General features: G+C 69.6%; 14 protein-coding genes and 1 pseudogene. 11 read left to right on the top strand and 4 right to left on the bottom strand.

All coding sequences use genetic code 11. The annotated features are described in order from the left end of the window. Window positions 1-55: 55 nt before the first annotated feature. The 8 genes from GV790_RS25055 (at window position 56) to GV790_RS25090 (ending at window position 6298) form a co-directional block, all read left to right on the top strand. Window positions 56-253, top strand: a complete 198-nt coding sequence (locus tag GV790_RS25055; protein WP_175586004.1) for a hypothetical protein — start codon at window positions 56-58, stop codon at window positions 251-253. 141 nt (window positions 254-394) lie between these two features. Then, a complete protein-coding gene (locus GV790_RS25060; protein WP_163816733.1) occupies window positions 395-1522 on the top strand; it encodes a glycosyltransferase family 4 protein in 1128 nt (375 codons plus the stop codon). Window positions 1523-1552: 30 nt separating this feature from the next. Next, entirely contained in the window at window positions 1553-1936 is a 384-nt protein-coding gene (locus tag GV790_RS25065; RefSeq protein ID WP_163816735.1) for a polyketide cyclase / dehydrase and lipid transport, read from the top strand. 45 nt (window positions 1937-1981) lie between these two features. Beyond that, a complete protein-coding gene (locus tag GV790_RS25070; RefSeq protein ID WP_138446629.1) occupies window positions 1982-2419 on the top strand; it encodes an SRPBCC family protein in 438 nt (145 codons plus the stop codon). Window positions 2420-2466: 47 nt separating this feature from the next. Next, on the top strand, window positions 2467-3765 hold the full coding sequence (locus tag GV790_RS25075) for an ArsA family ATPase (RefSeq protein ID WP_163816792.1): 1299 nt from the start codon (window positions 2467-2469) through the stop codon (window positions 3763-3765). Next, the gene (locus GV790_RS31355) at window positions 3762-4325 is read left to right on the top strand and encodes a hypothetical protein (RefSeq protein WP_256673517.1); all 564 of its coding nucleotides are present in this window, start codon (window positions 3762-3764) and stop codon (window positions 4323-4325) included. The genes GV790_RS25075 and GV790_RS31355 overlap by 4 nt, the downstream gene beginning before the upstream one ends. Beyond that, on the top strand, window positions 4322-5332 hold the full coding sequence (locus GV790_RS25085; protein ID WP_163816737.1) for an ROK family protein: 1011 nt from the start codon (window positions 4322-4324) through the stop codon (window positions 5330-5332). Before GV790_RS31355 ends, GV790_RS25085 begins: the two co-directional genes overlap by 4 nt. Window positions 5333-5572: 240 nt before the next feature. Then, complete coding sequence (locus tag GV790_RS25090; RefSeq protein ID WP_163816794.1) at window positions 5573-6298, top strand: lysophospholipid acyltransferase family protein; 726 nt, start codon at window positions 5573-5575, stop codon at window positions 6296-6298. A 78-nt stretch (window positions 6299-6376) separates the two neighbouring features. Here the strand turns inward: GV790_RS25090 and GV790_RS25095 are convergent, their stop codons facing one another. Continuing rightward, window positions 6377-6553 carry a hypothetical protein gene (locus GV790_RS25095; protein ID WP_163816739.1) on the bottom strand — a complete coding sequence of 59 codons (177 nt, stop codon included), beginning with the start codon at window positions 6551-6553 and terminating at the stop codon, window positions 6377-6379. On the opposite strand from GV790_RS25095, the gene GV790_RS25100 reads away from it, so the two are divergent. From GV790_RS25100 to GV790_RS25110, 3 genes are all read left to right on the top strand, one after another. Further along, entirely contained in the window at window positions 6552-8114 is a 1563-nt protein-coding gene (locus GV790_RS25100) for an alkaline phosphatase D family protein (RefSeq protein WP_163816741.1), read from the top strand. The genes GV790_RS25095 and GV790_RS25100 overlap by 2 nt on opposite strands. A gap of 53 nt (window positions 8115-8167) precedes the next feature. Continuing rightward, a complete protein-coding gene (locus GV790_RS25105; protein ID WP_163816743.1) occupies window positions 8168-9445 on the top strand; it encodes an FAD-binding oxidoreductase in 1278 nt (425 codons plus the stop codon). 62 nt (window positions 9446-9507) lie between these two features. Further along, window positions 9508-10590 (top strand): AraC family transcriptional regulator, encoded by a 1083-nt coding sequence (locus GV790_RS25110; RefSeq protein WP_175586005.1) that lies wholly within the window; start codon window positions 9508-9510, stop codon window positions 10588-10590. 26 nt (window positions 10591-10616) lie between these two features. On the opposite strand, the pseudogene GV790_RS31810 reads toward GV790_RS25110, so the two are convergent. The 3 genes and pseudogenes from GV790_RS31810 to ctaC all read right to left on the bottom strand — a co-directional run. Next, window positions 10617-11303, bottom strand: a pseudogene (locus tag GV790_RS31810) (SDR family oxidoreductase); the annotation flags it as partial. A 63-nt stretch (window positions 11304-11366) separates the two neighbouring features. Continuing rightward, window positions 11367-11783: a cytochrome c oxidase subunit 4 gene (locus GV790_RS25120; protein ID WP_163816748.1), complete on the bottom strand. Its 417-nt coding sequence runs from the start codon at window positions 11781-11783 to the stop codon at window positions 11367-11369. Window positions 11784-11796: 13 nt separating this feature from the next. Beyond that, window positions 11797-12888 carry an aa3-type cytochrome oxidase subunit II gene (ctaC, locus tag GV790_RS25125; protein ID WP_130915759.1) on the bottom strand — a complete coding sequence of 364 codons (1092 nt, stop codon included), beginning with the start codon at window positions 12886-12888 and terminating at the stop codon, window positions 11797-11799. Between the last annotated feature and the right edge of the window lie 466 nt (window positions 12889-13354).

Consider the following 13354-nt stretch of genomic DNA (forward strand, 5'->3'; position numbering starts at 1 on the left):
GTGCAGGACCCGGCGGTGCGGGCGTGTCTCATGCCGTGCGGGCACGCAACCAGGTTTGCCAGGCGGTGATCAGGTCTGCGCCTACCTCGCCGACACTCACGACGACGCCCGCCTCGTCGCCCTCTATCGCCGCCTCGCCACCGGCCCGCAGACCCCCGTCACCGAAGACGCGGCAATGCGCGAGATCCTCGGCGTCGGCCGCGCAGAACTGATCACCGCCTGGCAAACCTGGTTGCGTGCCCGCACGGCATGAGACACGCCCGCACCGCCGGGTCCTGCACCGAGCACCGACGCCAGTCGCGGAGTCCGCCAGCGTCACCGGCTGCACAACGGCGACGCGTGGTCGCCCGCGCTGCTGGACGCAGCGCCGAACAAACACAGTAGGTTGTTGGGTATGGCTCGAACTCTGCTGGTTACCAATGATTTCCCGCCGCGTCCCGGGGGTATCCAGTCGTATCTGCAGGCATTGGCCGGGCAGCTGCCGCCGGATGATCTGGTGGTCTATGCGCCGCGGTGGCGGGGCGATAGTCATGTGAAGTTCGATGCCGAGCAGAAATTCCAGGTGGTGCGCCATCCGACCACGTTGATGCTGCCCACCCCGCTGGTGATGCGGCGCGCGGCGAAACTGTTGCGCAGCGAGAACTGTGACACCGTCTGGTTCGGGGCGGCGGCGCCGCTGGCGTTGATGTCGCCGGTGCTGCGCAAGGCGGGTGCCGAACGCATTCTGGCCAGCACGCACGGGCATGAGGTCGGCTGGTCGATGCTGCCCGCGGCCAGGCAGGCGTTGCGGGTGATCGGTGAGCAGACCGATGTGGTCACCTACGTCAGCAAGTACACCCGGGCCCGGTTCTCGGCGGCGTTCGGCCCGAATGCGGCGCTGGAGTATCTGCCGCCGGGTGTCGACCCGGATGTGTTCCGTCCCGATCCGGCCGCGCGCGCCGAGTTGCGGCAGCGCTACGGGCTCGGTGATCGGCCGACGATCCTGTGCCTGTCGCGGCTGGTGCCACGCAAGGGCCAGGACGCGCTGATCGTGGCGATGCTCCAGATTCGGGAACGGGTGGACGATGCGGTGCTCGTCATCGCGGGTGGTGGCCCGTACGAGGAGAAGCTGCGCGCGCTCGCCGAGGCGCTCGGCGTCGCCGATTCGGTCGTGTTCACCGGACGGGTGCGTTCGGACGAGCTGGCCGCCCACCACACCCTGGCCGATGTGTTCGCCATGCCCGCCCGCACCCGCGGCGCCGGCCTGGACGTGGAGGGCCTCGGCATCGTCTATCTCGAGGCATCGGCCTCCGGTGTCCCCGTCGTGGCCGGACGTTCCGGCGGCGCACCGGAAACCGTCATCGAAGGCAAGACCGGCCGCGTGGTCGACGGCCGCAAGATCGACCAGATCGTCGATGCCCTCGTCGGCATCCTCGCCGATCCCGAGGCCGCGGCCCGCATGGGTGCGGCCGGCCGCCAATGGGTCGAACAGCAATGGCGTTGGGACACCCTCGGCGCACGCCTGCGCCAACTGCTGAGCTAGCGGTCCGCGGCGCGCTGTACGCTCAGGCGCGTGAGCAGTATCCAGGTCGCAGATCAGACGTTCGTCGCCGCCTCCGGCGCGGCGGTCGGTGAGTTGCTCTCGGCGCCGGGCAGATGGCGGCGCTGGTGGCCGGATCTGACGTTGGACGTGCGAGAAGACCGTGGCGACAAGGGAATCCGCTGGACCGTCGGCGGCGCGCTGACCGGCAGCATGGAGGTGTGGCTGGAACCCTCGCTGGACGGGGTGATCCTGCACTATTTCCTGCATGCCGAGCCGACGCGCCCGATCGAACCGCGCAAACTGGCCGCGGCCAACCATGCGCGCCGGGTCGCGGGTAAGAAGATGTCGTTCGAGGTGAAGTCCCGGTTGGAGGCCGATCGCCCGGCCGGGGTCGCCCCGCAGCTCACGTCCTGACGTTTCACCGCCAGCATCGTCGCCGGAAAGGAACCGTTCACCGTCATGGCCGACCGGACCCAGAGATCGATCGTCATCGCGGCCCCGTCGCAGCAGGTGATGTCCGTCATCGCCGATCTGGCCTCCTACCCGGAGTGGGTGTCGGCGGCGAAGTCGGTGGAGGTGCTCGAATCCGGTCCCGACGGTCGCGCCCGCACCGCGCGCTTCGTGCTCGACGCCGGCGTCGTCAAGGACACCTACGTGCTGTCCTACACCTGGCGGCCGGACGGTAAGGCCGTCACCTGGACCCTGCTCAGCGGTGACCTGCAGAAAGCCCAGGACGGCAGCTACGAATTGGTCGATCTGCCCGACGGCGGCACCGAGGTGATCTATCAGCTCACGGTGGACCTGAACATCCCGATGATCGGCATGTTCAAACGCAAAGCCGAGAAGGTGATCACCGATACCGCGTTGAAGGAGCTGAAGAAACGGGTCGAAGGCTGACCGGGCACGGCGCCGGCCGGGGCGGAGGCCACCGCACTCGCGTCGAGCTGTTCATCGGCAAGGGCGGCGTCGGCAAGACCACGCTGGCCTGTGCTACCGCGATGTCCTACGCGCGGGCGGGCGCGCGGGTGCTGGTCGCATCGCTGGATCAGGCCCATTCGCTCGGCGACGCCCTGGGTTTCCGTTTCCCGCACGATCCGGGCACCGTCGCGGGCATCACCACGGTGGTGCCCGGTCTCGAGGTGATCGAGATCGATTCGCTGGCTCTGCTCGAGGACCGGTTCCGTGAGATCACCCGGCTGTTGTCGGCCGATACCGGCCACGATCACGGCATCGATCTCGGTGCGCTGGATCCGGCCGAACTCACCGGATTGCCCGGCGTGCAGGAACTGCTGATGCTGGTGGAGATCACCGAGTACGCCGGCGAGCACGAGTGGGACGTCATCGTGGTGGACTGCCCGCCCTCGGCCGACATGCTCCGCATCGTCACCGCGCCCGACACCCTGCTCGGCTATCTGGACCGGGTGTGGCCACCGCACGCGCGGGCCATGAGCAGTATCGGCACCGATCTGCGGCGGGTGGTGCTGGCGACGACCGTGCAGCGCATCGTCGCGGCGGTGACCGAGGTGCGTGATCTGCTGGCCGATCACGAGCGCACCGGCGCACGCCTGATCACCGTCGCCGAGCGGGTGGCGGTGGCCGAATCGGCGCGGGTGCGTTCGGCGGCGGCGCTGCTGGGCTTGCGCCTGGATGCCGTGGTGGTGAACAAGGTGCTGCCCGCGGTGCCCGAACCGAGCGGCCCGGCCGACGCCGCGCATCCCGCGGTGCACTGGTATCAGAACCGGCGCGCCGAGCAGCACGATGTGATCGCCGGGCTGCGCCGGGCGATGCCCGAGGTCCCGGTGCTGGTGGCCGCGCACACCGGGCCGGAACCGGTGGGTGTCGGTTCGCTGGCGGCGCTGTCGTACGCGGTGGATGCGGCCGCGCCGGCCGCCGCCCCCACCGGCGGCGCGGCGCGCGGCGAGGCCGCGGAACTCGACACGGGCCCGGTCCTGGGCAACAATCCGGCGGAGGGCGGCACACGGTCGGGCGAACCGATGGTTCGGTTGGAATCGGGGGCCGGGCTGCATTCGGTGTACGCGATGCGGATGCATCTGCCGGTCGCCGACCCGGCGACGTTGCGGCTGGGACGAGTGGAGGACGATTTGATCGTGGGAGCGGACGGGGTCAGGCGCCGGGTGCGGCTGGCGCCGGTGTTGCGGCGGTGCACGGTCGCCGCCGCCGAACTCGACGGCGGATATCTCATCGTCCGCTTCCAGCCCGACCCGGAGGTGTGGCCGCTGTGACCGCCACCGCCGAACCCGACGGTCTCGCCGAATTCGCCGCCGAACTCAAACTGCTCGCCGAAGCCGTCCTGGAACGGGTCGAACCGGTACTGCGCCGGGCCGCGGCCGACGGCAAACCCGAATGGGACAACTGCAGCTGGTGCCCGGTGTGCGCGGCGGCGGCCCTGGTGCGCGGCGAACAGCACGATGTGCTCTCGGCCATCGCCGATCACGGCACCGCGATCGTCACGGTGTTGCGGGAGGCGCTGGCGGGTGTGCCGGTGGAGCCGGTGATGCCCGACGGCACGGAACCCGGTGTGCGGCATCGTCATCACGCCGATGCCGTCCGCGACGACATCCGCAGCGGCGGAACGCCCGCGGGCAGTGCACCGAGCACACCCGCCGGCGCCGACGAGACCGGCGGCACCAGCGGCCGTTCCGGCGCACCACAGCCCGCGACCGGTCCGAGTTCTGCCGTATCCGGGTCCGACGCCGATCAGCGCGCGAGCACAGCGGACGCGGGCGGGGGCAAGCGCACTCGATCCCGCTACGTCGGCATCCCAGTGACGATCAAGACATGACCGGACCGGCGGCGGGTTCGCACCCACTGACCGTCGGAATCGACGTCGGCGGCACCAATATTCGTGCCTCGGTGGTCGACAGCGAGGGTTCGGTGCTCGACACCGTGCAGGCCCCCACCCCGCATTCGGCGCGCGCGCTCGAGGAGGCGATCGACCGCGCGGTGCGGGAACTCGCCGGCCGCCATCGCATCGACGCGGTGGGCCTCGCGGTGGCCGGATTCGTCAACGGCGATCACACCACCGTCCGGTTCGCGCCGCATCTGCCCTGGCAGGACGCGCCCGTCGCGCAGCGGCTCACCGACCGGCTCGGTCTGCCGGTGCTGCTGGAGCACGACGCCAATGCCGCGATGTGGGCCGAATACCGGTTCGGTGCGGCGGCGGGCGGACACAACGTGGTGCTCGTCGCGATCGGCACCGGCATCGGCGCCGCTCTGCTGATCGACGGCAAGCTCTATCGCGGGACGCACGGCATCGCGCCCGAACTCGGGCATCTGCAGGTGGTTCCGGCCGGCCGCGCCTGCGCGTGCGGCAAACGCGGCTGCTGGGAGCGCTACTGCAGCGGGACGGCGCTGGCCGATACCGCGATCGAATTGCTCGCCACCGATCCGGGCCCGTCGTTGCTGGCCAGAGAGGTGCTGCGGGATCCGGGTTCGCTCACCGGCCGTCGGGTCGCGGGCGCGGCCCAGGACGGTGATCCGCTCGCACTGCGCGCCATGACCGATTTCGCCCGCTGGCTCGGACTCGGTCTGGCCTTCGTCGCCGACATCTTCGACCCGGACCTGATCGTCATCGCGGGCGGGGTGAGCAGTTCGGCGCCGCTGTTCCTCGACGACGCCCGTGAGGAGTACGCCGCCACGCTCACCGGCCGCGGGCACCGGCCACTCGCCCGTATCCGCACCACCCAGCTCGGGGAAGCCGCGGGCATGATCGGCGTCGCGGAGATGGCTCGCGCCGCCCTCGCCGCACCCGGCGGGGACATCTCCTCGGTCGCGCACATCAGCCGCTGAGCATTCGCCGAGCACCGCGGCGGGCACACCCGCAGCAAACCGCGTCGGTGGCTCCCCGCGCGCACCGCCGGACTCGGCCCGGTGTCACGGAAGGCCCGTCAGCACCCTGCACCAGGCCGCACCGCGCCGACGCGGTGTGGTGAGATTCGCCTCTGCGCTTGGATGTGATCTGCGTCCAGCGGTAAAGTCGGCAACCGAGAGGTGCCCGCCTACGATCCCGCTCCCGGGGGTAAGGACGTCATGTTCTACTGGCTGCTGAAGTACGTGCTGATCGGCCCGCTCATCCACATCTACAACCGGCCAACGGTAGAAGGCGTGGAGAACATTCCCGCCGACGGCGCAGCCATCCTCGCCGGTAACCACCTCTCCTTCGCGGACTGGTTGTTCGCGCCGCTGATGAGCCCGCGCCGGATCAACTACCTGGCCAAGGCCGAATACTTCAACACCCCCGGATTCAAGGGCAGGCTGCAGAAGTTCTTCTTCAGCGGCACCGGCCAGTACCCGATCGACCGCAGCGGGGCCAGCGCCGCCGAGGACGCTCTCAACGCCGCCCGCAAACTCATCGATCAGGGTCGGCTGGTCGGCCTCTACCCGGAGGGCACCCGCTCCCCCGACGGCCGCCTCTACAAGGGCAAGACCGGTATGGCGCGCCTGGCGCTGGAGACCGGTGTCCCCGTCATCCCGGTCGCGGTGATCGGCACCGACGAGGTGAGCCCGCCCGGACCGTTCCGCTGGCGCCGCCGCAAGGTCACCGTCAAGTTCGGTGCCCCCATCGATTTCTCCCGCTACGAAGGCATGGGCGGCAACCGCTTCGTCGAACGCGCCGTCACCGACGAGGTCATGTACGAACTCATGCGGCTGAGCGGCCAGGAGTACGTCGACGTCTACGCCGCCAGCCTGAAGAAGGGCGTCCCGTCCGGCTCGGCGCCCGAAGCCACCCGCATCCCCGAAACCGCCGCGAGCTGAGTCCAACCCGCTACCCCTCGGTGTCGTGCTAGCGCCGAAAAGGCCGACGTGCCCGGCCTTTTCGCCGAATGAGCTCGGTCACAGCCCAGCCGCAGGAACGGCATCGACGTCGTGCTCGAAGCCGATGAACGCGGCAACTTCCATGCGGCCGCCGGGCACCGGCTGAATACGCTTCGCCTTGCGCGGAAGTCGTTGACCCAGCCGACGACGCGCGTTCACATTGCGTTGCCCCGGCTGCGTCATGGTCGACGCCATGGTTGTTCTCCGCCCTGGCAACGGATTCCCTCGGCGCGCACTGCTGCGCACCTCCGCGCTCGGCCTGGTCGCCGCACCGGCGCTGGCGGCCTGTTCGAACGACGCGGGGCCAGGGCTGGTCCGGCAGCGGCCGACGCTCACTCATGGCGTCGCCGTCGGTGATCCGCGCAGCGACGGCGCCCTGATCTGGGCACGGTCGGACCGCCCGGCGACGCTGATCGTGGAAACGGCCGCCACCGAATCGTTCACCGACGCCAGACGATTCACCGGACCGCTGCTCACCCCCGACTCCGACGGCACCGGCCGCCTGCGCGTCTCCGGACTGCCCGCAGGCGAACTCGTGCACTACCGCGTCACCCTGGAAGGCGAGGACGGCGCCACCTCCGAACCACTCACCGGCGTCTTTCGCACCGCCCCGCTCGCACCTGCCGATATCCGGCTGCACTGGTCCGGTGACGTCGCGGGCCAGGGCTACGGCATCAACCCCGATCTCGGCGGCATGCGGATCTTCTCGACCATGGCCGCCCGCGACCCACACCTGTTCCTGCATTCCGGCGACGTCGTCTACGCCGACGGGCCGTTGCAGGAAACCGTGGCCCTGCCCGACGGCCGGACCTGGAAGAACATCGTCACCGAGGCCAAGAGCGCGGTCGCGGAAACGCTCGATCAATTCCGCGGCCAGTACGCCTACAACCTCTCCGACGACAACGTCCGCCGCTTCAACTCCTCGGTCGCCCAACTGGTCCAATGGGACGACCACGAAACCACCAACAACTGGTCACCCGGCGGCACGGTCGCCGCCGACAAGGGTTACACCGATCGCGATATGAACACCCTCGCCGCCCGCGCCTGGCAGGCCTTCCACGAGTGGAACCCGCTCGACCCGCACGAGGCCGCCGACGGCAGGCTCTACCGCTCGATCTCCTACGGCCCACTGCTGGACGTGTTCGTGCTCGATATGCGCACCTACAAAGACGCCAACGGCGCCAACACCGCTCCCGACGGCCGCATCTTCGGCCCGCAACAGACCCGCTGGCTCATCGACGGCCTGCGCGCCTCCACCGCCACCTGGAAGATCATCGCCAACGATCTGCCGCTCGGGGTCGTGGTGCCCGATGGCAAGACCGCGTTCGAAGGCCCGGCCAACGGTAAACCGGGCGCACCCGCCGGGCGCGAATCCGAGATCGCCCAGGTGCTCTCAGCGATCAAACGCGATCGGGTGACCGGCGTGGTGTGGCTGACCGCCGACGTCCACTACACCGCCGCCCACCACTACTCGCCAGACCGGGCGGCGTTCACCGATTTCGACGAGTTCTGGGAATTCGTCTCCGGACCCCTCAACGCGGGTGCGTTCGGACCCAACACCCTCGACCCGACCTTCGGCCCGGAAGCGGTGTTCGTGCACGCCCCGCCGCAGCCCAACACCTCCCCGCTCGACGGCGCCTACCAGCATTTCGGCGAGGTGCTGATCGACGGCCGGTCAAGGGAACTGACGGTGAATTTGTGCGATGCGAGCGGATCGGTGCTGTTCAGTCGGCGGCTGCCGGCGCCGGGCCGATGAAGGGGGTGGATCGGGCGCGCACGAGGGGACGCGCTGTGGTTAGCTTGCGTGCCATGAGCACGCCGCACACTGTCGCCGCCGAAGAACATCTCCCTCGTGACACCGCGGATGTCGTTCGCACCGTGCGCGATTCGCGTCAGCGCGCCGAGCCGCTCACCGTTTGCGGTGGTGAGCTGGCCGATGACGGCGTGTCGGTGCCCGATCAGCGTGCCGTGGTGTCGATGCGCCGGATGAACTCGGTGCTCGATATCAACCTCGGCCGCGGCACGGTCCGGGTGCAGGCCGGTGCCCGCCTGTCCGAGATCGACCGGCGCCTGGGTGCGCACGGACTCGGCCTGCCGATCGTCGGCGACCACCGCGATATCACCGCGGGCGGATTCGCCTCGGTCGGCGGGGTGAGCACGGCCTCGCACAAGTACGGCATGTTCATCGATCAGATCGTCGACCTCGAGTACGTCGACCCGGACGGGCGCATCGGCACCTGCGGGCGCGACCATCACACCGAGCGTTTCCACCGCATCCTGGGCGCAGGCGGGCGCGCGGGCATCATCACCGCGCTGACCCTCGACACCGTCGAGGTCGACAAGGACCACAGCTGGCTCAGCACCACCGCACACCGCTTCCTGGATTTCGATTCCTTCGTCGAGTACGCCCACGGTCAGGTCGCGCGGCCCGGTGAGGCGGTGTTGCAGGTGGGCCGCTGGGTCGATACCGCGCCGCTGAAGGTGTCGCGGCCGGTGGGCACCGGGCACGTGCAGTTGGGCACCGTGCGGTTCGGGCAGTGGTCGAGCCTCTACCCCACCGCCCCCACTCGTTCGCTGCGCGCACGCCGCGAGGTGGGCACCAGGGCCCGCAAATCGCTCGGTGTGATCGCCTCGGCCGCCGGCGGGCGCGCGGGCATGCCGGTGCGCAACGCCGCCGCAGGCGCGGTCATGCTCACCCCGAAGGTGCTCACCCTGCGTGACGCCGAATACCTCGCCGACACCGTCATCAGCTCCTCCGAACGCGGCCCCGCCTACCGGGTCGGCGTGTTCGCCCCGCTGTCGAGCTACACCTCGGTCTTCTACCGCCTGCACGACCTGTTCGCCGGCCACCGTGAACGCACCGGCTGCTTCACCGTCATCTCCGCCATGACCTACGGCGTGCGCTCGGCGTTCCTGCGCGCCGAATCGGCCGCCCGCGGCCTGTCTCCCGAAGACCACGGCCTCATCACCTTCACCTGCCGGCTGCGCCCCGCGTCCCTGCCCTCCGAACAACTCCGCGACATCCTCACCACCATCGACGAAATCTGCCGCTCCGAACACGCGTTGCGCTACGAATCGGCGGAGTAGCCCGGACGACCTCGCGGCGACAGCCGAGACGGTCCCGCCCCGGATATGCCTATCGTGGCGGGGTGGATGTGTTCGACGAACTGCTGCGCAATGTCCGGGGTAACGGGTCGGTGTTCGGACAGCCACAGGTGGCGCCGATGGGGTCGTTGCGGCTGGGGGAATCGGCGTACCTGACGTTGTGCGCGCCGATGCGTGGCAGCGGGGTGCTGGACGCCGGTGCGGGGCAGCCGCGGCGAATCGTGGCCGGGCAGACGGCGATCGTGTGCGGGCCCGAACCGTTCACCTTCACCGACGCACCCGAACCCGGCGCGGACAGCTCCGAGCCGACCGTGCTGATGGTCGGCTCCTACGACATCCGGGCCGAGGTGCCGCACCGGCTGTTGCGGGTGCTGCCGCGGGTCGCCGTCGTCACCGACGCCGAGGACTGTGGGCCACTACGCGACTACCTGCAGGCGCAGCTGTCGCTGTCGGGGCCGGGCAGGCAGATCGTGCTCGACCGCCTGCTGGACTGGCTGCTGGTGTGCACCTTGCGCGACTGGTTCGACCGGCCGGAGGCCGAGCCGCCCAGCTGGTACCGGGCGCTCGGCGACGCTGTGGTCGGCCCCGCGCTGGCCGCGATGCACGCCGACCCGGCGCGAGCCTGGTCGACCGCCGAACTCGCGGCGACGGCGGGCGTCGCGCGAACCACGTTCACCTCCCGCTTCACCGCCGCGGTGGGCCAGAGCCCGGCCGCCTACCTCACCGAATGGCGGCTCACGCTGGCCGCCGACCTGCTCGCGCACACCGAGTTGACGGTGGCCGCGATCGCCCGCCGGGTGGGATACGCGGACGCGTTCGGGTTCTCCAGCGCGTTCAAGCGGGTGCGCGGGATCAGCCCGAGCGCCTATCGGCGCAGCACGAGCGGCGCGTCCGATATCCCGGTCGCCCCAGGCGATTACCCGCGCCAGGCGTCGGCCTCCGCCGCGGCGAACGCGGCGAAGGTCCGCGGGTCACGCCCGAGCGCGCGGCGTACACCGTCGGCGACCACCGCGTCCGAGCTGGTGCGAATCGAGCTCAACGCACCCGACCAGAGTTCGATCTCCGCCGCGGAGACGCCCTGCCCGGCCAATTCCCGCTCGAAATCGGCGACCTCCACCGGGAGATAGTTCGCACGCCGCCCCGAGGCGGTCGCGATCTGAGCGAGGGCCTCCTCGATGCTCAGCGGCGCGGGCCCGGTCAGGTCGTAAACCTGACCGTCATGCCCGGTCCCGGTGAGCGCGGCCACGGCGACGTCGGCGATATCGGCGGCATCGACGAAGGCGGACTTCCCGTCGGCCACGGGCAGGGCGAGCTCGCCCGAGAGCACGCCGCCGAGGAATGCCCCCTCGGAGAAGTTCTGCATGAACCAGCTCGGCCGCAGCACCGTCCAGGCCAGGCCGGACTCGCGCAGCGCCTGCTCCCCCTCCAGATGGGACCGCCCACCCGCGTAGTCGGCGCCGAAATATCCGGGTGTGTCGACGCCACGGGCAGACAACAGCACCATCCGTTCGACTCCCGCGGCGGCGGCGGCACGCACGAGCGACGGTGTCGGCGAGGGCGACACATCCAGCGGCACCACGAACACCGCCCGTACCCCGTCGAGCGCGGCTTCCCAGGTCTGCGGATCGGTCCAGTCGAAGCGGGTCGCACCGGATCGGGAGGCGACGCGGACGTCGTCTCCGCGCGCCCGCAGCCGCGCCGCGACGCGCCGCCCCACTTTGCCGGTTCCACCGATGACGAGCACTGTGCTGTTTTCCATGCCCTGATCCTCACCCGCCCCGAGGGACGCGGGCCATGTCCGAGGCGCCGGAACAGATAGGCGCGTGACCGCGATCGACATTCCCCGGAAATGGCGAACGCCCCACCGGCCGGAACCTGGTGGGGCGTTCGCTACGAGGCAGTGTCAGTGCTTCTCGGGACCCATGTGGTACTCGAACACCAGCCCGCCCGCGGCGATGAGGATGCAGACGACGCCGATGCCGATCAGCCAGAACTGGAAGAAGGCCAGTCCGAGGGCGGTGATGGAGCCCGCGGCCGCCAGGGTGATGGGCCAGAAGCTGCCGGGCGAGAAGAAGCCGAGGTCGCCGGCGCCGTCGACGATCTCGGCGTCCTCGTAGTCCTCCGGGCGCAGGTCGAGGCGCCGGGCGACGAAGCGGAAGTAGGTGCCGATGATCAGCGACAGACCCGCGGTCAGCACGATGGCGGTGGTGCCCGCCCATTCGACGCCGGTGCGCGACTGTGCCGTGAAGAAGCCGTAGACGATACCGACGATGACGAAGAACACCGTCAGCAGTTCGAAAATCCGCGCTTCGATCTTCATGTCAGATCAGTCCTCAGTTGCTCTCGGCCGCGCTCTTGACGGTGCGGTCGGTGTTGAACGGCCGGGTGGAGGTGGCCACCGGCGATTCACCGATGGACTCGAGCGCTTGGGCGTTGGTCATGCCCTTGTCGCGCGCTTCGATGTAGGCCTGGAACTTCTCCGGCGAGACCGCGCGGACCTCGAAGTTCATCATCGAGTGGTAGGTACCGCACATCTCGGCGCAGCGGCCGACGAACGCGCCTTCCTTCTCGATCTCGGTGATCTGGAAGACGTTGTCGGAGTGGTTTTCCTTCGGGTTCGGCATCACGTCGCGCTTGAACAGGAACTCCGGCACCCAGAAGGCGTGGATGACGTCGGCGGCGGCGAGCTGGAACTCGATAGTCTTGCCGGTCGGCAGCACGAGCACCGGGATCTCGTTGCTGGAGCCGATGGTCTCGATCTTGTCGTAGTGCAGGTAGGACAGGATGTCGTTCTCGGGCTTACCGTGCACCGGGCCCGGCTGCGGGTGGCCGTGCTCGGGGTCGATGCGCTCCTCGTAGGCCTTCAGCTGCTCCTCGTTGAGGGCCTCACGCTCGGTGTCGATGCCGTTGTAGGTGAAACCGTTCTTCAGATCCACGGTGCGGTAGCCGAACTTCCAGTTCCACTGGAAGGCGGTCACGTCCACGACGACGTCGGGGTTGTCGACCTTCTCGTGCACGTAGTTCTGCACGACGACGGTGAAGTAGAACAGCACCGCGATGATGACGAACGGGATCGCCGTGTAGGTCAGCTCCAGCGGCACGTTGTAGCCGGTCTGGCGCGGGAACTCCGGCGAGTCCTTCTTCTTGCGGTGGAAGGCGATGGTCCAGAAGGTCAGGCCCCACACCAGCACACCCATCAGCAGGGCGGCGACGACCGACCAGGTCCACAGCTCGCGCATGCGGGTGGCCTGCGGCGTGATGCCCGATGGCCAGCCGAACCGCAGCCAGACATTGTCGATCGAGCAGCCCGAGACGAGCATCGCGGTGATCCCCAAGGACACCGCCAGCCCGGCCCGCCGAAGGACACGGCCCTGCCGCCCCCGGGCGGGGTGTGCCCCGATCTCGTCGCTCGCCTTGTGCGCCACGCTCACGCCTTCCTGGTCGCCACACATTCCGACACTGCACCGTCCGCTGGGGACGGCACGTCAACAGCTTGTCCGAACCTCACCGCGGATACCGGCGCTTTCGCGCACGGAGCACCACGGGACGGCCCGAGTACTACGCAGCGTAGACCAAACCTGGTCTTGGTTCCGCGTCGGGTCGGCTTCGACACTCCGTGGTGCGGTGCGCATCCGCGCCCGTACGCGCATCTGCCCAGCACGCGGGCGTTCGGCGACACCGCGACCCGTTGCGCACCCGCCACATCGCCGTGTTCGTCACCGGCGACATCACCGGACGCGCCGCCGGTCCGGCGCCGGAGTCGCACCGCGGCGCGGCGGCCGATTCCCGGGGTCGGCGCCGTCCGCGTCCGAGCCCTGAACAACGCGATCGGCGGCCGAGTGGGGCATACTCGGTCACTAGATTTTCGCCAGGGAATCCCCCGCCGCGCGC

This window comes from Nocardia cyriacigeorgica (assembly GCF_010858045.1).
Classification (GTDB): domain Bacteria; phylum Actinomycetota; class Actinomycetes; order Mycobacteriales; family Mycobacteriaceae; genus Nocardia; species Nocardia cyriacigeorgica_E.